Raw genomic sequence first — 20,923 nt, 5'->3', positions numbered from 1 at the left:
CTAAATTAAAAATAAAAACCTTTATCCCTCCGTCTCCTGCCAGGCCTGAAACAAGACCTCGATCGGATGCAGGGCCGTTCGTCCCGTTCCATCCTTAATCTGTTGACGACAACTGGTTCCGGGTGCTGAAATACAAACGCCTTCATCCGCATTCCTTATTGCCGGAAACAGAACCTGCTCCCCTATCTTCATGGACAACTCGTAATGCTTTTTCTCGTAACCGAATGCCCCGGCCATACCGCAACATCCGGAAGGGATCACCTCCACCTCATAATTCTCAGGTAAAGACAACATGATCTTAGAAGGCTCGACCGATGCTAAGGATTTTTGGTGGCAATGCCCGTGCAATAAAATTTTCAACGGCTTACGAGTAAATTGCCCCGACCGGATATTCCCTTTCCGTATCTCCCGCACTATAAATTCATCATACAAAAGGCAATTTTTCCCCAAAGAAGAAGCTTCGGCTTTCAGATCGTCTCCGACCAAATCGGGATATTCGTCTCGAAAGGAGAGAATACAGGAAGGTTCAATTCCCACCAACGGGTTCTCGTCCGTCACGATATCCTTTAATAAAACGACATTTTTACGGGCTATTTTCTTTGCCTCTTTCAACAGCCCCTTGGACAGAGCCGTTCTTCCGCTTTCCACGTGCTCGGGAATCACCACCTCATATCCCAATCCGCTCAATAACTCGATCATACGTATACCGACCCGCACATCCATGTAATCGGTAAATTCATCGGCAAACAGGTATATTTTTCCCCGGGTCGTATCCTTATTACAAGACCGATGGCGGGTAGCCCAATGCCGTAACGTCGTTTTATACAATTTCGGTATACTCCTTTCAGGTGCGAACCGTAAAAGTTTTTTCAATAAGCCGCCTGTCAACGGATTGGATATAAATACATTATAAAGGGAAGGCAAGTACATACCCCAACGTTGTATCCGACTCAGGTTCGCTACAAGTAAAGCTTTCAGAGGCACACCGCAAACATCGTAATGGTGTTGCAAGAATTCAGCCTTATAACGGGCCATATCCACGTTTGAGGGACATTCCGATTTACAAGCCTTACAGGAGACACAATTATCCAATATTTCCAACACTTCCGGCTGGTCGAATATCCGTTCGGTTCTCGGACGAGCCAACAGTTCCCGAAGTACGTTCGCCCGGGCACGCGTCGTATCCTTTTCATCCCCCGTCGCCCGAAAACTCGGACACATCGTTCCCCCGAACTCGGTTTCCTTCCGGCAATCCCCGGAACCATTGCATTGTTCGATAGCGCATACCCATCCCTTTTGCCGGGAAAAATCGAAATAGGTTTTCAAATCATCCTCCCCGGCATGATCCTCTTTGACCCTTAAATTCTTATCCATCGGAGGAGTATCTACAATCTTTCCCCGGTTGAATATTCCTGCCGGATCCCAACAACGTTTTACCTCCCGCATCATCTCGTATACCTCTTGACCGAACAATACCGGAATAAACTCACCCCGCAACCGACCGTCCCCGTGCTCCCCGCTCAATGCACCCTTATGTTTTTTCACCAGTAATGCCGTCTCCTCCGCCACCTGCCGAAACAACCTCCGGTCCCTCTCTTTTTTCAAATCCAAAACAGGACGCAAATGCAATTCTCCGGTCGCAATATGGGCATGGTAGACGCAACTCAATCCCATACGTTCCAACATTGCCCCGAAATCCTTCATATAAGCCGGCAAACGTTCCGGAGCCACAGCCGTATCTTCAATCACCGAAACCGGTTTCGCACTTCCCGGCATTCCCGACAACAACCCCAATCCGGCTTTCCGCAAATCCCAAACCCGTTTGATATCCGTCCCGTACAATCGAGGATAATGATAACCGTATCCGTGCTTTTTAAAATCTTCCTCTATCGTATCCGCCAACCGATCGACCTCTTCACGGGAAGAACAAGCCAACTCTACGATTAAAATGGCCGCCGGATCCCCCTGAATAAAAAAACGATTTTTATTCTGCGCTATATTTCCTTTGCTCAATTCCAAAATCGTCCGGTCCATCAATTCTACGGCCATCGGCTTATGCTTCAAAGCCACTAAATTACCCTCGAATGCCTCTTCCAGCGCAGAGCAATGAATGCAAATCACCGCCTTTTCATCCGGAGGCAAAGCCACCAAATGCAATTTCAATTCCGTGATAAAAGCCAAGGTCCCCTCGGAGCCGGCTATCAACTTACAAAGATTAAAAGGTTCATCATACCGTTTATCGAAATAACCCGAATACAATAACTGGTCCATAGCATATCCCGAGTTCCTCCGACGCAATGCCGGATCCGGATAATGTTCGAGAATTTCCGTTTTGTGCTCCCGCAACATCCCCACCACCTTCCGGTATATCTCTCCTTCCAACGTATCCGACTCCAATTTTCCTTCCACCTCGTCGACCGTCAAACCTTTCAACACGACCTCCGTTCCGTCTCCCAACACCACTTTAGCTTCCAACAGATGATCCCTGACACTGCCGTATACCAACGAATGCAACCCGCAAGAATTATTTCCGACCATCCCTCCCATGCAACACCGGTTGGATGTCGAAGTTTCCGGTCCGAAAAACAGCCCGTACGGCTTCGTGTACGAATGCAAAGCCTCCAACACGACTCCGGGCTCTACCCTCACCCACTTTTCCTGCACATTCAACTCCAGGATCCGATTCATATGACGGGAAATATCCACGACCAAACCATCCCCCACGACCTGACCGGCCAACGAAGTACCGGCCGCCCTCGGGATCAACCCGACTTCATTTTCCCGCGCAAATTTCACGATCTCCTTTACATCCGAAGCATCTTTCGGGTATACGACCCCTAACGGCATCTCCCGGTAGGCCGACGCATCCGTCGCATAAATTACCCGATGGAGCAAATCAGACTCCACTTCACCTTTTATTCTTTGGGATAAAATATGTAAGTCCATTTCAATCTTAAATCCATTACACGCTAATAAGCTACAATATTATATAAAAAAGGCATGTGATAAAAACACATGCCCTAAACTTTTTATTATTACACTCCAATTACCTCTCCCATCCGAAAGGATGCTTCGCCAAAGGCAATTTGGCCAACGGGTGATAATCCCCTTTTAACCCGACAGGGGTCGCGTGCCGGATATCATGCACGATATTGATACAATTCCGGGCCTCTTCTATCCTGAACCCTTCTCCCGCCAATATTTTCCTGTAACTCTCCGTGTGTAATTCGGTAAATCCCTGGCTGAACTCGAATTCCTCTCCCTCGATCTGAATGGAACGATACGTTCTTTTCTCGCCTTCCACGGCATTCTCCGGCAGATTATCCGCGTTAATACTCAGGAAATAACGTACCCGTGCCCGTTTCAACCCGAGGTACCCCGCTACCCGGTCATGACTCATCACGTGAACGATGTTCTCCTTTACCGGACCGAATATCCAGGAAAGCATATCGTAAAAATGTACACCTATATTGGTAGCCACCCCACCGCTCTTGTGCTCGTCTCCCTTCCAGCTCGTGTAATACCAGTTTCCCCGGGAAGTGATATAGGTCAAATCCACGTCGTACACCTTATCTTCCGGCCCCTCGTCTATCCGTTTCTTTAACGCTTTTATGGCCTCGTGCAAACGCAATTGCAAAATCGTATATCCCTTGTGGCCGGTTTCCCGCTCCACCTCTTCCAAGGCATCGATATTCCACGGGTTCAACACCAACGGTTTTTCGCAAATCACGTCCGCCCCCAACCGCATCCCGTAACGCATGTGCGCGTCATGCAGGTAATTCGGAGTACATACCGACACGAAATCGATCTGCTTCTCCGTTCCTTTCAACTTCGAACAATGCCTGTCGAACAACTCCATCTCGGTAAAAAACGAGGCCTCCGGAAAAAAGCTATCCATAATTCCCACGCTATCGAACTTATCATAAGCGGCAATCAACCGGTTCCCCGTATCCTTTATCGCACGCAAATGCCGGGGTGCAATATATCCTGCTGCCCCTATCAACGCAAAATTCTTCATATTATCTGATTATTTTTATACATGTCAAAAAAATGATTTTAAAATACTCTTTCACGGAACGCCTATCAATATATTTCATATTATAACGAATCTTATCCGGCATAATCAATTCCACATACGCTTTATCAGGATTAGAGGCTTGTCCTAAAATCCGATTCTCGTCGATATACTCTATCGAAGCATAATCGGTTATTCCCGGAAGTACTGATAATACCTTTCTCTGTTCTCTTGTATATAAATCCACATATTTTCGTACTTCAGGACGCGGACCGACCAAACTCATATCTCCACAAAATACATTGAGAAGTTGCGGTAATTCATCTAACTTATATTTTCTCAAGAAACGTCCGACACGAGTAACCCGCGAATCATTTTCCCCTACCGTTATCAATCCTTTTCGATCAGCTCCTTTCGCCATAGAACGAAATTTATACAGTCGAAAATCGTTTCCGTTTTTCCCAACACGTACCTGTCGAAAGAATACCCCTCCCCGACTGTCCAATACAATGCATACGGCAATAACGATAAACAAAGGGAACAGGACAATCAGTCCTACCAAAGAAAAGAATAGGTCAAAAAAACGAATCATAAAACGATTATATCACATCTATAACTGATTCGACAACAGCTGTTACGACTTCATCCACCATTTCATCGGTCAATCCGTACCAAACAGGTAAAGAAATCTCCCGACTATAATTATCATAGGATATCGGATAATTTTCTACCCTGTAACCTTTATCCTTAAAAGCACTTAGTAAAGGCAACGGTTGAAAATGTACGTTCACGGCAACGTTTCGATCAAAAATCTTTTGAATAATCTCATCCCGTTGTTCTTCTGTAATCCCTTTTATCCTCAAACAATACACATGATACGAGCTTATTTTATCTGCCGTTTTATATATCGGTAACTGAGCCCATGCATATTTCGAAAAAGCCTCTTCGTACCGTTTAAAAATACGTTCTCTATAAACTAATGTATCCCCTTCGTAACGTTCTAATTCCACAATACCGATAGAAGCCTGAATATCGGTCATATTACCCTTGAACCCGGAAACTAAAACGTCATAACGCCAAGACCCTTTTCTGGTTTTGGCCAAAGCATCCTTATTTTGCCCATGCAACGTATAGGTACATAAATAACGGTAGACCTCTTCGTTATCGAATGGCTTCGGTAAATTCAACATAATTGCTCCACCTTCCGCCGTAGTCAGATTTTTCACCGCATGAAAAGAAAATACCGATACATCGGCCAGACTTCCCGCTTTTCGTCCTTTATATTCTGCTCCAATAGAATGAGCAGAATCGGATAAAACCAGAATTCGTCCCAGTCTCTTTTGTTCCTCTGTCATTGCGGTAAACATCTCTCGAATGCAGGAAGATCGTATCAACTCAAAAATAGCATCATAATCACAAGGCATTCCTCCTAAATCAACAGGTATTATAACCTTTGTCCGAGAAGTAATTGCCTTTTTAATACCTTCTACCGAAATATTAAAGTCATCCGCATTGACATCTACCATCACGGGTTTCGCTCCACAATGTACGATTACGTTAGCCGTAGCACAATAAGTATAAGCGGGAACAATCACCTCGTCGCCTTCGCCTACGCCGAACCACCGCAACACAACCTCCAAACCGATCGTATTTGAATTTACAGCCAATGTCGCTTTATTTCCGCAATAGGCGGTCAAACACTTTTCAAATTTTTTTGTTTTCGGACCGGTTGTAATCCAACCGGATTTCAACGTGTCAACAACCTCGTCGATGATCTTTTGATCCATCCGAGGCGGTGAAAAAGGTATCATATAATAAAGATTTTAAAATTAAGACCATACATTCCATTGCTTTATAAACTGCCGCCTATAAAAACATTTACTTAAAATAAACCACATGTAAAGCTTACCGAAAAAGTATAAAATTAAAGAGCAAGAAAAACAGTATATACACGATTAAAATGTTCGTAACACGTCTAATATTCTATCTCCAGCATCCCCATTTCCATATAAATGATTTTTAAAGCTGCCTTTATCTTTCAACCACAATTCTTTCACACAAGTCAATATCCGGTCCGCATCACGACCCGCCAACAAATTGAATCCACCTTCCACCAATTCCAACCACTCGTTTTATCCCGCATGGTTAAGCATAATTTATCAAAGAAATAAGCTTTTTTTTCAAGCCTCCACTACCTATCGTAAGCAAGTTACGGTTTTCTAATCACACAGCATTTCAAAAATACTGTTGTACGAAGTTTAGCTATCTATAAAAACAACCGGACTACTTCAAATGCTTCGGCAAATGGCGCTCCTACCTGGACACCACGGGCTTTTGCCAAGGAATAAATAAATTCTTCAGACAAGTAATCCCTCTTCCCCTGCGACTCATACTCCTTTAAAGCAAGAACTTTGGCATCTATATCTTCTTTTGAGAGTCTAAAAAAACATTGGGTATTAAATGTCATATTATTCCAGATCAATTCATAACCCAGTATTGTTGTATTTTTAAAAGCCCTGACACCTTCCTGTGCGATAGTAGTGTGATCCTGATGTATATCATGTAGACTGGGTATAAAAACCAAATCGTAAGCTTTAGTTTTCCTAATTCTTATAAGCTCCTCCAATATCTCCTGACGCACATAATTCAGCTTACGTACCTGATAATTATATATAATAAGATTTTCCGGTTTTATCCCTAATTTGAGTGTAGCTTTTTTAACTTCGGTTTTTAAAATATCTTTGGGAAACCCAACCGGAACTGACTCCTCAGCAGTAGAAAATGCTACATAGGTAACCTCCTTACCCTGTTGTATCAAAGAGTGTATCGTTCCCCCAAGTCCCAATTCCCCATCATCCGTATGAGGAGCCAAAACTAAAACATTATTAAAATTCATCATACCTACTTCATTAATTCTTTTGCAGGATTGCCAATTACTGTAGAATCCGCTTTTACATTTTTTACTACTACTGCCCCAAGACCGACCAACGCATTATCCCCTATACGTAATTGTTGTTTAATAGAAACATTCGGTGCAATCCAACAATTACTTCCAATATGAACGCCTCCACCAAGTACCGTTCCGGCAATAACCATAGAATTGTCATCAATTACAACATTATGGGCAATATGTACCAGATTATCTATTTTCACATGATTCCCAATGATCGTTGCGCCCAAGGTCGCACGATCTATAGCCGTATTTGCACCAATATATACATAGTCACCTATTACAATTTTGCCCAAATGACAAAAATGTACCGGAACTCCCCGTTCATCCTTTTCAAAGCCAAACCCGGACTGCCCGATTACAGCACCTGATTTAATATGCACATGTCTACCGATCTCACACACACCTTCAATAACAACGTTAGGAGAAATAAAAGATCCATCCCCTATTTTTACCTGCTTCCCTATATAACAGTTAGCCCCGATACAGACCTCTTTCCCTATTTCCGCACCCGATTCCACTACAGCAGTAGGATGTATTCCAACCTTTATCTCTTCTTTGGAAAAAAAATGCTCCAATACCCTTAAATAATCAAGTCTCGGATTGGAGGATAAAATATGAGATACGTGCAGCCGACCTTCATATTCGGAAGTAACAATCGCCACTATATTTTTCGCACTATTGAGAATATCTACTATAATCGTATCGAATCGTTTGGCAAATACCACACTACCCGGCTTTATGTCGTCTAAAGAAGCATAGGTAACAAACTCCCCATCAGCACCAATCAGGTTTTTATTTAAAAAATAAGCTATTTCAGAATATTTCATATTATTTTAATTGTAAAATTCCCTAATTTTAGAAACAATATAATCCTACTTTCAATACGAGATAAGAAAATGCCACAAAGCGCACATCGTGTCAACAGATATTTATCCCTTAACAGCATTTATAAACTTACCAGCCAAAATAGAGTAACTCAGATTCTGTCTTACGAATTCCTCCCCATTTTTTCCCTTTTCTTTCAACATAAGTTCGTCCTGCGACACCAGATACTCTATCTTTTCAGCGATTTTCTCGTGAGATTCGGCAGGCACAGAAACACCGCAATCATACTCGGTAACCCAGTCATTCGCAGCATTGATAGCATGCAAAATCGGTTTTCCGGACAACATATAATCAATCAATTTATTAGGAGAAATACCAAACCGATATAATGGATTATTCGCCCCACCAATATATAACACATCCATGCATAAAAGCAAAGCCGGAATCTCGTTTTTATGCACGGGATCTAAAAACATCACATTCTTAATTCCTTCTTCCGCAACTCTACACATTAGCCGTTCTTTCTCATGTCCTTTACCCACCAGAACGCATACTATATCGGGATTATTAACTAATTTCATCGCATCTATCAGAATATCAAGAGCATTAGATTTAGCATGTCCGCCTACATAACCTACTATTTTTTTCCCCGACAATTTCATCTGTTTCAACAAATCCTGATATTTACAAACTATATTTTTATTTTCTACAGTCCATTCCTCTTCATTAAAACCATTCGGAATATAGACGAACTTTCCACGTGCCAACCCGTGTTCCAACATATGCATTTCCGCATTAGGCAACATTGAAACAACTCTGTCCACGTTTTTATAAGCATAATTTTCGGCGAATTGAATGACCTGAATAAACGGATGCCATTTTGAATACCCTCCTATTTCCATAGGGGACAATGGCCATAGATCATGCACCTCAAATATTAATTTTGCATGATACTTTTTTGCTATTCTTCTTGCCGGAAATATATCTAACGGATAGGTAGAGGAGGCAATCACCACATCGGGACCGAATGATTTACATACATTCCTGAAACAAAACAGTAATTTAACGACAAATAAAAACATTGAACATATCCGTCCTATTCCATTCCCTTTATAAGTATTGGTCTTCACCCAATAATAATCGACTCCGTCAATATTCTGCTTTCCAGAAACAGGCTGTGTTTTTCTAAGATGGGAAAAAGTAGCACCCACAATTAATACTCTATTTCCGGATTTTATCCATTCCTTAGCCATATAATAAGGACGAAACTCCATACCCAGTTCAGGTGAACCAGCATAATGATTAATTAATAATATTTTCATCGAACCAATGAAATTACCGATTTCACTTTGCCATTTCCATTTACTGGCAATGTATCTACGTATTCGAAATCTACTTTTACTTCTCCGACTTGACTCTTCAATCTTTTTTTAATCTTATTTTCTTCAATTAAAGGTCGATACAAATTGCGATCGACAATTAGTTTTAATACAAAATCAGTATAAGTATGCTGAATTAATTGAGATTGAATGAGCCCATCAACCCCAATAAATAATCCATGAAAACGAACCATTTTTCTTCCATCAATGCCAACGACAACATCTTCAACTCTTCCTATTATCTCATCTATTTTAAGCATCTGATGAGCTGTTTGCAAATGCTGATCAGCTGCCAATTTTGCTAAATCACCTATACGATACCGAATCAAAGGTTGATCAAAATTCAATAAACCTGTTGAAACTATTTCACCTATTTCTCCATTAGACACAAAGTTTCCAGATTCATCTATAAATTCCATTATACCGACATCGGGATTCACTAATAATTCACCAGCCGGAGATTCCGAAATTAATCCACAACCTTCACATCCGCTGTAAGAATCAAATACTTTACATTGAAAAACTTCAGAAATAACTTGCCGCATTTCCGAGGTCAATTTTTCGCTAGAAGTTATCACGGCCTTCAATTGAGGAGCTCTTAATTTCGACTTTCTAATAAAATCTGCAATAAAATAATTACTCATCGCATACCCTGTCATCCACTCTATTTTATGCCTAAACATTCCTTCTACGTAATCCTCAATTGTTTTTTCAGAAATATGATAAGCTGAAAAATAAGTCTGCTTTTCAAAAATATTATAACGATAGAAAGGGGGAGTCATTCTCGCTTCGGGAACAACTCGACGTCCACCAACCATACCTCTTGGCATTTTGTAATCAATACCCGCCCAATTCCTAACGCGAGTTTCCATATATGCCGAAAGACGTTGTGCAACATAATCCGGCATATAAATATGTACAGGAGTCCCTGTAGAACCGCTACTGTGCTCAAAATAGCCTTTTGCCAATTTGGTTGACAACATCGTTGTATCACCATACCTTCGAAAATCATCTTTTGTCGTATATGGTAATAATTTTAATTGGTCTAATGTGATATTTGCCAAAAAATCTCTTTCAATACCCAGCGAACGATACCTTTCATTATAAAAAGGAACGAAATCAAAAGCATGTATTAGTAATTTCCGCAATATAACAGTTTGATAATTTTTCCATTGCTCGTAAGTGTATAATTCTCGTTCTCGAGTTGCTCTAATTTCTGATAAAAAATCTCCCTCCAAACGATGTTTTTTCCAGAAATAGCCATAAATAGAGATTCCTATATTTTGTAGGCTTACAGGTAAACTATTGTATATATTTTCTATAGATTTATTCATTCAATTTATATTCATAAAATTAACCTATCATATCTCTAGATAAATTATCATATAATTTAAGAAGCACAATTTCCTGAGTCCCCCAATTATATTTTTCTTCAACAGCACGCCTCCCATTTTGTCCCATAAGTTTTGCAGTGTCGGGATTCTTTAATAGAAATGATATCGCATCAGATATTTCTTTTTTATTTGTAGGATTAACACATATACCACAATTATATTTTTCAATAATTTCACGCCACTCTTCAAAATCAGTACATATAATCGGTAATCCCGCCATCATAAATTCAAAATTTTTGATAAATCCAATTCCTCCTTTTTTACCTCCAATACTCGGTATAAAATCAAGAATGGCAACACCTGCAATTGAACGATCATACATATCGTAAACTTGTTTTCTATTGACATATCCTAGATATTCCACTTTTCGCCAAGCTGATTTCTTTTGTAATATTGTCATATAATCTCTATCAACCGCTCCTGCTAGTAAATATTTCACGTCTTCTAATTCTTCCAATGCATCAAGTATTATATGATGCATGTATACAGGAGATATACTGCCCGCAAAACATATAGCTTGTTCTTTATTTATATCATGGTTCGAAACATATTCAGTCAAACATGGAAAATTTGTTACACATACAGTATTTTTATTTATTTTTTTCAATCTGTCTACAATCGTATTATTCACTGAAATTACCGCATCAAATATTTTTAAACATTTCTTTTCATAGATTTTATATGCAAAAGAGACAATATTTCTAAATAATATTGGAAGCCACCTTCTGTTTAATATTTGCTTCGGAACATCTTCGTGTGAATCAAAAATTACCTTCTTCCCTATTTTCTTCAACTTCACCCCATAAGGTAACAACTCAGGATCATGAATATGGTATATATCTGCATCAATTTCCAATGCTTTAGAAAAGACAATATTACTCGCCTTAAAAATTCTGTATAATCTATTTGCATAAGAAATATTTACACCTACAATGCTTACTCCATCAACTACTTCGTTAAAAGCATTAGGCGCAATAAGTGTAACCTCATAACCTGCAAATGCTAAGGATCGGCACTCTTTTACAAAAATGCGAACATCTTTTGCCGAGTGAACGCTTGTTAAATGACATATTTTTATTTTCCGCATAACACTTTGACTATTCTTTCACTTGCATTTCCATCTCCATACGGATTCACAGCCTTACTCATTCGATCGTAATGCTCCTTGTTATCCAACAGTACGGATACTTCTCCCACAATTTTATTATAATCGGATCCGACGAGCCTAACAGTTCCAGCATCTAAAGCCTCCGGGCGTTCCGTCGTGTCACGCATGACTAAAACCGGTTTTCCTAAACTGGGAGCTTCTTCTTGGATTCCGCCACTATCCGTGAGTACAATTGTACTTTTTTCCATAAGGTAGACAAAAGAGAGGTATTCCAAGGGTTCAATAAAGAACATATTGGGTGACTGTTCGGAATCAAAAACCTCGTGGATAGGCTTACGAACATTCGGGTTCAGATGCATGGGATAGACAAAATCCACATTTGGATATTTTTCTGTTAAAAATTTTATGGCTTTACACATGTGAATAAATCCATCTCCGAAATTTTCTCGTCGATGTCCGGTAATTAAAACCAAACGACGATTATTTTCTAATCGTTCTACGTCGTAACCGCTTTTCTGTAAAGATTGTTTCAATCTAATATTTAGAGCCTTATCACTTTTTATTTTTTCGACAACCATATATAAAGCATCGATCACCGTATTTCCGGTGACAGCGATTGATTCTTCTTGCACATTTTCCGCTAACAGATTTTTTTTACTCAATGGAGTCGGGGCAAAGTGAAACGTTGCAATTCTTCCGGTAATCTGTCTGTTGATTTCTTCTGGCCAAGGGCTATACAGATTGTGTGTGCGCAGTCCGGCCTCGACGTGCCCCACTGGAATTTGCTGGTAGAAAGTAGCTAGAGCTGTCGCTGTTGAGGTCGTGGTATCTCCATGCACAAGAACCACATCTGGTTGAGTTTTTTTTAATACGTCCCGCATACCTGTCAATACTCGAGCTGTCACATCGTATAGATCCTGCTCTTGCTTCATGATATCTAGATCGTAATCCGGATTTATATCGAAAAGGTCTAACACTTGATCTAACATTTCACGATGTTGCCCAGTCACACATACACTTACATCAAAAAAAGCAGGATACTTCTCAAGTTCTTTTACTAAAGGGGCCATTTTAATCGCTTCAGGACGAGTTCCAAAAACTAACATCACTTTTTTCATAATTATATTATTATCTTAATCAGACCAGATACCATCAGGATTTTTTCCTGTTCTTTCAAAATATTTATTTTTGTTAAAATTAGAACGATAGTCAAAATCATACTCTCTACCTAATGCACAATAAATAAAATAATTTGAATAAGGAATATAAGTATAACTGACATACATGTTAGAACAAAACGACATGATAAGATACATGAAAACAAAAACCCTTACAATCTTTTTGTATTTTATAATATTGACAAGAACTATAGACAACGTAACAGCAAACACCGGTTCATAATACATGGCAAGTCTATGCAAAGTCGGTAATGCATAGGAGAAAATATTAAAAAAAAAGAAAAGGATGGCAATAGAATAAAGTTCCTCACCATACTTTTTTTTCATTATTACCTCTTTGTTGATAACAATTATCAAAAAAAATATTAAACCCATGATACGTCCAATAGAAAATAAAGAGAAGGTTACTAATTCAGCATTATTATAATATCTACCTAATAATAATGCTATATCTGGATAAAAACGTTCGATAAAATAGACTGAATTACTCGGATTAACCAGAAAAAAAAGAAGGCAATACAAAATTATCAATATAAATTTGTTAATCCTTATATGCCGGAAAAAAATCGTAATTCCAATTACTAAAGAAGAAATGTGAAAAAAAAAGGCTATAGAACAAAATATAATAAATTTACCCATTTTCTTTTGCATAGCAGCTTCTATGGCATACATACAAATCCCTAATGCAATCATATATCTAAAAGGGTTATCGACAAAGAGGCTCATCCCTCTCGTCATCAAAAATATGGCAAAAGCTATATAAAAATCGTCAGCATATCTGTAAATGAATTTTGTTATAATAATGAAAACAATAAATTTAGTCAATATTAAAAAAGGAAAAAAACCGAATCCCAACGTCTTCATTAAACATACATAAAAGTAAAATCCCTTTTCGTGTTCATATGTTGATAATAAAGACCAATTGGCATGAGTATATATAACTTCATAATTTCGCCAGTCACTACCGGTCATATAGCCCCCACAAAACACAAATGCACCCAAAAATACAACAATGGAGACTATTTGGGGACTATATTTTGGTAACTTCCCTATTGAAAAGAAACCTAATAAACATGAAATAGAAACTGGCAACAAATATGCTAACATATTTCTTTATATATTTTCATTAATATATCTATAGTATTGCCATATTGAAATTTTCCCTTCAAATCCAAAGCAATTTCTCTATAATAAGAATACTTATCAAAGAATAACCTTAAATTAGGGAACTCAGGAATAAAGACACCATTATTAAATTTTTTGATAAAATCCGACAATGTAACATTTTCCTTATTAACAATTATCGGAACACCATTATTCACAGCTGAATATAATCGATTGGGAGCACAATATTTATTATTGTATGTTTGATCTCCATAAAATAAAACGGCAGCATCAATATAACAATACAGAGAATTCAGTTGTTTATAAGGAATGAAACCCATCCAATGTGTTCTTTCTTTATAATTCTCCGGAATATGACTTAGAAAATCAAAATAATCATATTCGGATACTCCAATAAAAAGAATTATCCAATCTTCTGGAATATTTCTCAAGATACTTAATAACAGATTTCCACCTCTATGGGGATCAATAGTACCCTGATGAAGTAATATTTTCAATCCTTTCCTTTTTATATCATGAATTTGTGCAATAAACCCTTGATCTAAAATGCCTATCGAAGGTTCAAAAACATAATTATCTATAGTAACACATTTCTTTATATCATTTTTATGAATGTAAAACACGGCTTTCCTTCGATATTCATTCGTTTCAATGAGTATATCTGAATATTTTATAATAGCATATTCTATCCAATAAAAAAAAGAAGGAATATTTTTATCCCTATAATGATATAACTCCTGATCATTATAAATCAACTTAGAACGTCTGAACAATAGTTTATATAATAAAGCAGGTAACAAACAAACTTCATAATGCAATTGAATTGTTACAGGCCTTTTGCGCAATAAAAAACATAAGGAGTACACATAAAATTCAAAAAATACAAATATTTTTGATAATTTATTACTCGGTAATCGTTTTGATAAAAGATAAGGACGTTTAATTATAACATTATCAGGAAAAACAGGCAATTCATAAGCATTTTCTCTCAACAATTCATATAAATATACTTTATCTTCAGGAAAAGCCAATGCTAGTGTCCTAATCATTGCACATACCCGTCCGTCATATCTTAGATCTGACCTGAAAGTGATGACATGATTTCTCATCGTAAAGAATATATAATGTTCATATTTCCGAGTTATATCTTCAAAATACTCTCGTGAAGACGTTCCACCATTTCATAGGCTTTTTTATGCTCCATTGAAATAATTAATTCTATTCGTTCCTGTATCTGAGTATATTCCCCTTGTATTTTTTTTATATAACCCATACATTCAGATATATCATACGGATAATGCCAACATGGCATCTCAAACAATTCAGCTATCATTTCAAGTTTAGGTTCTATGCCTATTGTAATAAAAGGCTTATTCATCAATGTTGCGACAACGGCACCATGATAACGTGCTGTTATGAATAAATCACATTTTTGCAACTCATTCATAAAACTATCCAATGACATTACATTCGGCTCCCATTGTTTTACATTAAAATTATTAGCTACCAAATATTGATAACATTCTTGATCGGCATAATCCGCAAAAGAAAAAAATGTGATATCATGATACTTCGTAAGTTCTACTATACTATGAATAAATTTCCCATCATCATCTGTAAACTTCCAATCCCTAAATATGATAGCAACCGAAGTTATTCTAGAATTTCTGTGATTATTATTTTTATATTTATCCCAGAAATATAATGGTATAGAATATACTAAATCAGATCCTAGGATATATTTAATCTTATTTTCTTCACATATTCTACAACTTAATAGATCCCTTACTATTAAAATTTCAGCTGATTGTAATAACTGTATTGTCGAATTATAATAATTATCTTTTTTATAAAAAGGTCCAACACCGATTCCAACAAAGATGATTTTTTTATAAGAAAAGGTAATTAACCCTAATTTATTTAACAACCGTAAACACAATATACCAGGATTTTGAATATAATACAACAACCTTTTTATTGCTGGAAAACTCCTATCAGTTTTATTTTTAAAACTAGCAAATTGAGTTCCTCCAGCGTATATAATGGCATCAAACTTTCCTTTTAATTCACAAGACTTTACTATTTTAATATCATCTACAATATTATCCAAATATTTGATATTTTCAGCAAGGAAATAATAATCGCACTTGTCTGACACTTGTGTCATAGCCAAAGAAATAGCATATATCAGTAAATCATCCCCAAAATTCTTATTACCTATACAACCTCTTATCAATACTCTTTTCATCATCTACCGAATCTAAATTTTCTAAAAATAAATTCAATTCTATTTTTTATATATTCTTTCTCAAAACTATCAAGTCCTAAAAAATAGATAGATAATACAGTACAAATAACACATAATACAATACTTAGTAAAAAATGTAATATAGTAAGATCATCTATATATTGCATTACATAAAAAGGTATTATAAAGGCGGTACAACCAACTAATAATGCTCTTATAATTACAACTTTCATATATATTTTTATATTTAAGGAGATCAATCTCTTAAGCATTACTAATCTTGCGACTAAAGCTATGCTTGATAAAATAATACCTACATACATCGAATATTCCGGTCCGAATCTGAATTTAAAGAATATATATGTTAAAGGTATATTTAAAAGCAATAAAGTTCCAACAACAAACTGATACAACTGAATTCTTCCAGTAGCCTGTGATGCTATCATCAGTGGATATGAAATACATCCAATCAAAGCATCTATAATAATTAATTTACAAAAAATTGAAGTATAATCAGGCACTATTTTTAACCACACTTTCAGTATATACTCTGTTTCCAATAATACGGGTAAGGCAATTATATATAATAAAAAAAAAGAATATTTTGAGCTTTGAAATATCAATGACATCATATACCTCTCATCCCCAGTTGCATAAGATTTAACAATCTGTGGATTTACTGCTAATTGAAAGTTACTAGTAAAAGATTGAATTGCGGTATTTACCTGAAAAGCTATTGCACGAGCCGCATTAATTACAGGACCGAAAAAGATATTCAATAAAATATTAATACCTTGATTATAGCCTATAGAGGCAGCACTTCCAAATAAACTCCAGCCTGCATAGGAAATCATAACTTTGAACAAATTTCTATCCCAAATAAAATTAAATTTACTTTCATTAAATCTTCTATTACAATAAATTTTATAAAAAGTTGTAGTAATAATTACTACAAACAAGGATAATACTGAATACAATTTTAGTTTATCATTACTCACACCAATTAATAGCAAAGCTGCTATCAATTTTAACACAACCTCAAAGATACTGAGATAAGCATAAGCATTCATTTTCTCGCGAGCAATTATTCCAGCCTGATAAGGTACTCGAACAATTAAGAAAAAAAAAGAAAAAATAGTACACTGATATACCCAGTGTGCAGCATCTATCCGTTCTATAGGAATATTTAAGTGGTGCTTAATAAACCAAAGTCCAATTGATTCGGCAAGTATTAATATAAATATACCTAATAGTAAATGAATCGTTACAGCAGTACTAAAAACTCTTTCCAATTCGAATTGGTTCTGACGGCCTAATTCAAACGACAAAAATCTTTGAGTACTGACAGCCATTGCTGCATTAAGAAATGAAAACATCGCAACAACACCTCCTACTACATTATAAATACCGTAATCTTCAACACCTAACGCATTCAACACAATACGTGATATATATAAGGAAATTGACATCGTAAATAATAACCTTATATATAACATAAAGGTATTTTTTGCAATCAGTTTACCCTTTTCGCTATTCAACATATTGTCTTGCTTATTTACTATGCTGTATTTTCAACTCGTACAAGGAATTATAGCCCAATATAGATTATTACAACTTGCTTTTTAATCCTCTGATTATACGAAATTTCCTAACGATATTTAATATAGAATTCGTCGAATATGAATAATCTGTATGTTGGCAATTTTCTCCTTTAATTAACCCTTCAAATTCGTCTCTGGTAATGTTTAACTTATAGAGCACGTTTTCAATATCAGCCTCCATTTGTGCTTCATTATACAAAGGTTTACCTAATTCAATTAAAGCCTCTTCCCGAGTCATTTGCCCTGAGACTATCAAGCTTGAAAAATGAGACTTTCTTTTATCTACACCAAACTTATGATATAACCAATACAACTGAATAACTTTAGTTAATGTATTCTCTAAGTGTTTTGCCTCATAATAATTAAAATCACAAAATTCCTCCAATTCTGTAATTGCTTTTGCCTTATTATAATCAATATAATTTAAGGGTTTAACTGTCTTTATCCCATAAAAAAAACGATTGATTATTCTCTTATTTTCTGAAATAAAATACAACTTATCTATTGGTTGCTTTCCAAAACGATCGTGAATAGCCTTTATATTTTTAACATCCAAAGAAGTGTGAGTATTACCTTTTTGCAATACAGACTCTAACGAAAAATTACCACCCGATAAAAAATAAGATATATGATATTTCTTCATTAAGTTATATATAAAAGCAAATAGTATATTATCTTGTGGAATAGCCAAATTAGGAACCTTTGCTCTTATATACGAACAAGTTAAATCATTAAATTGTTCCGAATCAGGCTTAATAATCTGCAAATCGAGATTTGCTTTATCACATAACTTTTCAATATTATTAATTGCCACAGGTGCGTCAAAACCATCATCTATATGAACAGCCAATATTCTCAGGCCCCATTTACTTCCGAGCATCGCTAAATATGATGAATCGAGTCCTCCAGAAATTCCCATTAAACAATCATATTTTTTAGATTTTCCAGCATTTTTAATCTGTTGTATCAAATTATTTAATTTCTCTTGCCCCTCTTTATTTGGAAAATATTCATAATTCATTCTAGCAATCGCTTCCGTACAATAATTACAATATCCGTATTTATCGAAAGTTATTAAATGATCCCCATGATTATCCATCACACATCTATTACATCTCCTATACCCCTGCATAAAACCTGTTTTTATTAATTCTTATAAGCTCCAATATTTCAATTCTTGAATTTTACCCCGGTACATCCCTTTCACATCAACCAAAACAGCGTTATCATACGTCAAGGATTTGAAGTACTTTTCATCCAGATTTTTGTAAGCGTCATGCGATACGGCCACGATAACCGCATCGTAATTATCACGGGGTTTCTCGATGAGCTTAAAACCATACATTTGCTTTACCTCCTCAGAATCCGCGTAGGCATCAACAACATCCACGTCTACTCCGAAGTCTTTCAGTTCGCTGATGATATCCACGACCTTCGAGTTCCGGATATCCGCAACATTCTCTTTAAATGTCATTCCCATGACCAAAACGCGGGCTCCCAGGATATTCTTCCCCATCCCGATCATCTTTTTCACGAGCTTTTTCGCAATATACCCGCCCATCGTATCATTGATAAAACGACCGGCACTGATGATCTGGCTATGGTATTTCAACTCGTTGGCTTTATAAACCAGATAATAAGGATCCACGCCGATACAATGCCCGCCAACCAGTCCGGGATAAAACTTCAGGAAGTTCCACTTTGTTCCGGCTGCCTCCAGCACATCGTAAGTATTGATCCCTATCCGGCTGAAAATGATCGACAGTTCGTTCATCAGGGCGATATTCACGTCCCGTTGCGTGTTCTCGATGATTTTCGCGGCTTCCGCCACTTTTACATTCGGGGCCCGGTGAACGCCCGGTTTTACGACCAGCTCGTACACCTTGGCTATCGTGTCGAGCGCTTCCGGGTCACAGCCGGAAACGATCTTTATCGTGTTGGGCAGGGTATGTACTTTCTCTCCCGGGTTGATTCGTTCCGGAGAATAACCGAATTTAAAATCGACCCTGGCCCTTAAACCTGAAATCTCTTCCAAGATAGGAATACAATCCTCTTCAGTACACCCGGGATATACAGTTGACTCATAAACGACATAATCCCCTTTTTTCAAGGCCTTGGCCACGGAACGGGTAGCCCCTAACAAGGGAGTCAGATCGGGTTGATTATGATCGTCGATAGGCGTGGGAACCGCCACGATAAAAAAGGAAGCTTCCCGCAACTCGTCGATAGAGGAAGTAAATTTTATATCCGTCTCCTCGAAAGCCTCGTGTCCTAATTCTTTACAAGGATCGATCCCCTCCCGCATCTTGGCAAGGCGCTCCTCGTTGATATCAAAACCGATAACCGATATTTTTTTGGCAAATTCGAGTGCTATCGGCAAACCTACATAACCTAATCCGACCAAAGCTAATTTGGCCTCTTTATTAACTAATTTATTGTACATAATGATTGTATAAATGTCTTATAACATTAGATGATCTTCCACGGAACGTGACTACAAAAATATTTACCCTCGAATTTTTGACACCAGCCCGTCTTTCAGACGGTACTTCTCGTGACTCTCCGGGCATTCGGCAACACCATCCTCGTCGAAATGAAGGCGGTGTCCGTACTCGCTCATCCAGCCTAATTGCCGGGCGGGATTGCCCACTAACAGGGCGTAGGCAGGAACGTTCTTCGTCACCACGGCGCCCGCCCCGATAAAGGCATAAGCCCCGATATCGTGACCGCAAACAACGGTGGCGTTGGCTCCGATGGTAGCCCCTTTCCCGACATGCGTCTGCGCGTACTGTGATTTTCGGTTAACGGCACTCCGGGGATTGGTCACGTTCGTGAACACGCAGGAAGGCCCCAAAAACACGTCGTCATCACAGGTCACCCCGGTGTATACCGACACGTTGTTCTGCACCTTCACGTTATTTCCTAACACGACCTCCGGGGAAATCACCACGTTCTGGCCGATATTGCAATTTTTGCCGATCGTGCAACCGCTCATGACATGACTGAAATGCCATATTTTCGTTCCTTCCCCAATCCGGCAATTCTCGTCTATCACCGCCGTCTCGTGGGCGAAATACTCTTGTTTCATGAACAATAT

18 protein-coding genes are annotated in these 20,923 nt (G+C 37.7%); all 18 read right to left on the bottom strand.

Annotation, left to right across the window (positions count from 1 at the left end; genetic code table 11):
- Window positions 1-21: 21 nt before the first annotated feature.
- Window positions 22-2,946 (bottom strand): FAD-binding and (Fe-S)-binding domain-containing protein, encoded by a 2,925-nt coding sequence (locus tag BN3283_RS01765; protein ID WP_059025442.1) that lies wholly within the window; start codon window positions 2,944-2,946, stop codon window positions 22-24.
- Window positions 2,947-3,046: 100 nt separating this feature from the next.
- A complete protein-coding gene (locus BN3283_RS01760; RefSeq protein WP_041504806.1) occupies window positions 3,047-4,018 on the bottom strand; it encodes a Gfo/Idh/MocA family oxidoreductase in 972 nt (323 codons plus the stop codon).
- A 1-nt stretch (window position 4,019) separates the two neighbouring features.
- Window positions 4,020-4,607 (bottom strand): sugar transferase, encoded by a 588-nt coding sequence (locus tag BN3283_RS01755; RefSeq protein WP_041502329.1) that lies wholly within the window; start codon window positions 4,605-4,607, stop codon window positions 4,020-4,022.
- 7 nt (window positions 4,608-4,614) lie between these two features.
- Window positions 4,615-5,826 carry a DegT/DnrJ/EryC1/StrS family aminotransferase gene (locus BN3283_RS01750; protein ID WP_059025441.1) on the bottom strand — a complete coding sequence of 404 codons (1,212 nt, stop codon included), beginning with the start codon at window positions 5,824-5,826 and terminating at the stop codon, window positions 4,615-4,617.
- A 144-nt stretch (window positions 5,827-5,970) separates the two neighbouring features.
- A complete protein-coding gene (locus BN3283_RS14405; RefSeq protein WP_147625515.1) occupies window positions 5,971-6,138 on the bottom strand; it encodes a UDP-N-acetyl glucosamine 2-epimerase in 168 nt (55 codons plus the stop codon).
- A 143-nt stretch (window positions 6,139-6,281) separates the two neighbouring features.
- Entirely contained in the window at window positions 6,282-6,914 is a 633-nt protein-coding gene (locus BN3283_RS01745; RefSeq protein ID WP_041502331.1) for a PIG-L deacetylase family protein, read from the bottom strand.
- Between the two features lie 2 nt (window positions 6,915-6,916).
- A complete protein-coding gene (locus BN3283_RS01740; protein WP_059025440.1) occupies window positions 6,917-7,795 on the bottom strand; it encodes a UDP-3-O-(3-hydroxymyristoyl)glucosamine N-acyltransferase in 879 nt (292 codons plus the stop codon).
- Window positions 7,796-7,897: 102 nt separating this feature from the next.
- Window positions 7,898-9,115: a glycosyltransferase family 4 protein gene (locus BN3283_RS01735; protein WP_059025439.1), complete on the bottom strand. Its 1,218-nt coding sequence runs from the start codon at window positions 9,113-9,115 to the stop codon at window positions 7,898-7,900.
- Window positions 9,112-10,506, bottom strand: a complete 1,395-nt coding sequence (locus BN3283_RS01730; protein WP_059025438.1) for a phenylacetate--CoA ligase family protein — start codon at window positions 10,504-10,506, stop codon at window positions 9,112-9,114. The genes BN3283_RS01735 and BN3283_RS01730 overlap by 4 nt, the downstream gene beginning before the upstream one ends.
- A gap of 19 nt (window positions 10,507-10,525) precedes the next feature.
- Entirely contained in the window at window positions 10,526-11,653 is a 1,128-nt protein-coding gene (locus BN3283_RS01725) for a glycosyltransferase (protein ID WP_059025437.1), read from the bottom strand.
- Window positions 11,641-12,792 (bottom strand): non-hydrolyzing UDP-N-acetylglucosamine 2-epimerase, encoded by a 1,152-nt coding sequence (wecB, locus tag BN3283_RS01720; protein WP_059025436.1) that lies wholly within the window; start codon window positions 12,790-12,792, stop codon window positions 11,641-11,643. The genes BN3283_RS01725 and wecB overlap by 13 nt, the downstream gene beginning before the upstream one ends.
- A 15-nt stretch (window positions 12,793-12,807) precedes the next feature.
- Window positions 12,808-13,959 carry an EpsG family protein gene (locus BN3283_RS01715; RefSeq protein ID WP_082667039.1) on the bottom strand — a complete coding sequence of 384 codons (1,152 nt, stop codon included), beginning with the start codon at window positions 13,957-13,959 and terminating at the stop codon, window positions 12,808-12,810.
- Entirely contained in the window at window positions 13,953-15,086 is a 1,134-nt protein-coding gene (locus BN3283_RS01710; RefSeq protein WP_147625514.1) for a glycosyltransferase family protein, read from the bottom strand. Before BN3283_RS01710 ends, BN3283_RS01715 begins: the two co-directional genes overlap by 7 nt.
- Window positions 15,087-15,118: 32 nt before the next feature.
- Entirely contained in the window at window positions 15,119-16,228 is a 1,110-nt protein-coding gene (locus BN3283_RS01705) for a polysaccharide pyruvyl transferase family protein (protein ID WP_059025433.1), read from the bottom strand.
- Window positions 16,225-17,766 carry an MATE family efflux transporter gene (locus BN3283_RS01700; protein WP_059025432.1) on the bottom strand — a complete coding sequence of 514 codons (1,542 nt, stop codon included), beginning with the start codon at window positions 17,764-17,766 and terminating at the stop codon, window positions 16,225-16,227. Before BN3283_RS01700 ends, BN3283_RS01705 begins: the two co-directional genes overlap by 4 nt.
- Window positions 17,767-17,833: 67 nt before the next feature.
- Window positions 17,834-18,958 carry an N-acetyl sugar amidotransferase gene (locus tag BN3283_RS01695; protein ID WP_070807438.1) on the bottom strand — a complete coding sequence of 375 codons (1,125 nt, stop codon included), beginning with the start codon at window positions 18,956-18,958 and terminating at the stop codon, window positions 17,834-17,836.
- 21 nt (window positions 18,959-18,979) lie between these two features.
- Complete coding sequence (locus tag BN3283_RS01690; protein ID WP_041502347.1) at window positions 18,980-20,269, bottom strand: nucleotide sugar dehydrogenase; 1,290 nt, start codon at window positions 20,267-20,269, stop codon at window positions 18,980-18,982.
- A gap of 63 nt (window positions 20,270-20,332) precedes the next feature.
- A complete protein-coding gene (locus BN3283_RS01685; RefSeq protein WP_059025430.1) occupies window positions 20,333-20,914 on the bottom strand; it encodes an acyltransferase in 582 nt (193 codons plus the stop codon).
- Between the last annotated feature and the right edge of the window lie 9 nt (window positions 20,915-20,923).

The organism is Gabonibacter massiliensis (assembly GCA_001487125.1).
In the GTDB taxonomy this organism is placed as follows: domain Bacteria; phylum Bacteroidota; class Bacteroidia; order Bacteroidales; family Marinifilaceae; genus Gabonibacter; species Gabonibacter massiliensis.
The sequence above is the reverse complement of the archived record's forward strand: the minus strand, read 5'-3'. Positions and strand labels throughout refer to the sequence as shown.

Coding starts and splice junctions, on each gene's coding strand:
- BN3283_RS01765 (WP_059025442.1), bottom strand. CDS start 2,946: ATGGACTTACATATTTTATCCCAAAGAATAAAAGGTGAAGTGGAGTCT.
- BN3283_RS01760 (WP_041504806.1), bottom strand. CDS start 4,018: ATGAAGAATTTTGCGTTGATAGGGGCAGCAGGATATATTGCACCCCGG.
- BN3283_RS01755 (WP_041502329.1), bottom strand. CDS start 4,607: ATGATTCGTTTTTTTGACCTATTCTTTTCTTTGGTAGGACTGATTGTC.
- BN3283_RS01750 (WP_059025441.1), bottom strand. CDS start 5,826: ATGATACCTTTTTCACCGCCTCGGATGGATCAAAAGATCATCGACGAG.
- BN3283_RS01745 (WP_041502331.1), bottom strand. CDS start 6,914: ATGATGAATTTTAATAATGTTTTAGTTTTGGCTCCTCATACGGATGAT.
- BN3283_RS01740 (WP_059025440.1), bottom strand. CDS start 7,795: ATGAAATATTCTGAAATAGCTTATTTTTTAAATAAAAACCTGATTGGT.
- BN3283_RS01735 (WP_059025439.1), bottom strand. CDS start 9,115: ATGAAAATATTATTAATTAATCATTATGCTGGTTCACCTGAACTGGGT.
- BN3283_RS01730 (WP_059025438.1), bottom strand. CDS start 10,506: ATGAATAAATCTATAGAAAATATATACAATAGTTTACCTGTAAGCCTA.
- BN3283_RS01725 (WP_059025437.1), bottom strand. CDS start 11,653: ATGCGGAAAATAAAAATATGTCATTTAACAAGCGTTCACTCGGCAAAA.
- wecB (WP_059025436.1), bottom strand. CDS start 12,792: ATGAAAAAAGTGATGTTAGTTTTTGGAACTCGTCCTGAAGCGATTAAA.
- BN3283_RS01715 (WP_082667039.1), bottom strand. CDS start 13,959: ATGTTAGCATATTTGTTGCCAGTTTCTATTTCATGTTTATTAGGTTTC.
- BN3283_RS01710 (WP_147625514.1), bottom strand. CDS start 15,086: ATGAGAAATCATGTCATCACTTTCAGGTCAGATCTAAGATATGACGGA.
- BN3283_RS01705 (WP_059025433.1), bottom strand. CDS start 16,228: ATGATGAAAAGAGTATTGATAAGAGGTTGTATAGGTAATAAGAATTTT.
- BN3283_RS01700 (WP_059025432.1), bottom strand. CDS start 17,766: ATGTTGAATAGCGAAAAGGGTAAACTGATTGCAAAAAATACCTTTATG.
- BN3283_RS01695 (WP_070807438.1), bottom strand. CDS start 18,958: ATGCAGGGGTATAGGAGATGTAATAGATGTGTGATGGATAATCATGGG.
- BN3283_RS01690 (WP_041502347.1), bottom strand. CDS start 20,269: ATGTACAATAAATTAGTTAATAAAGAGGCCAAATTAGCTTTGGTCGGA.
- BN3283_RS01685 (WP_059025430.1), bottom strand. CDS start 20,914: ATGAAACAAGAGTATTTCGCCCACGAGACGGCGGTGATAGACGAGAAT.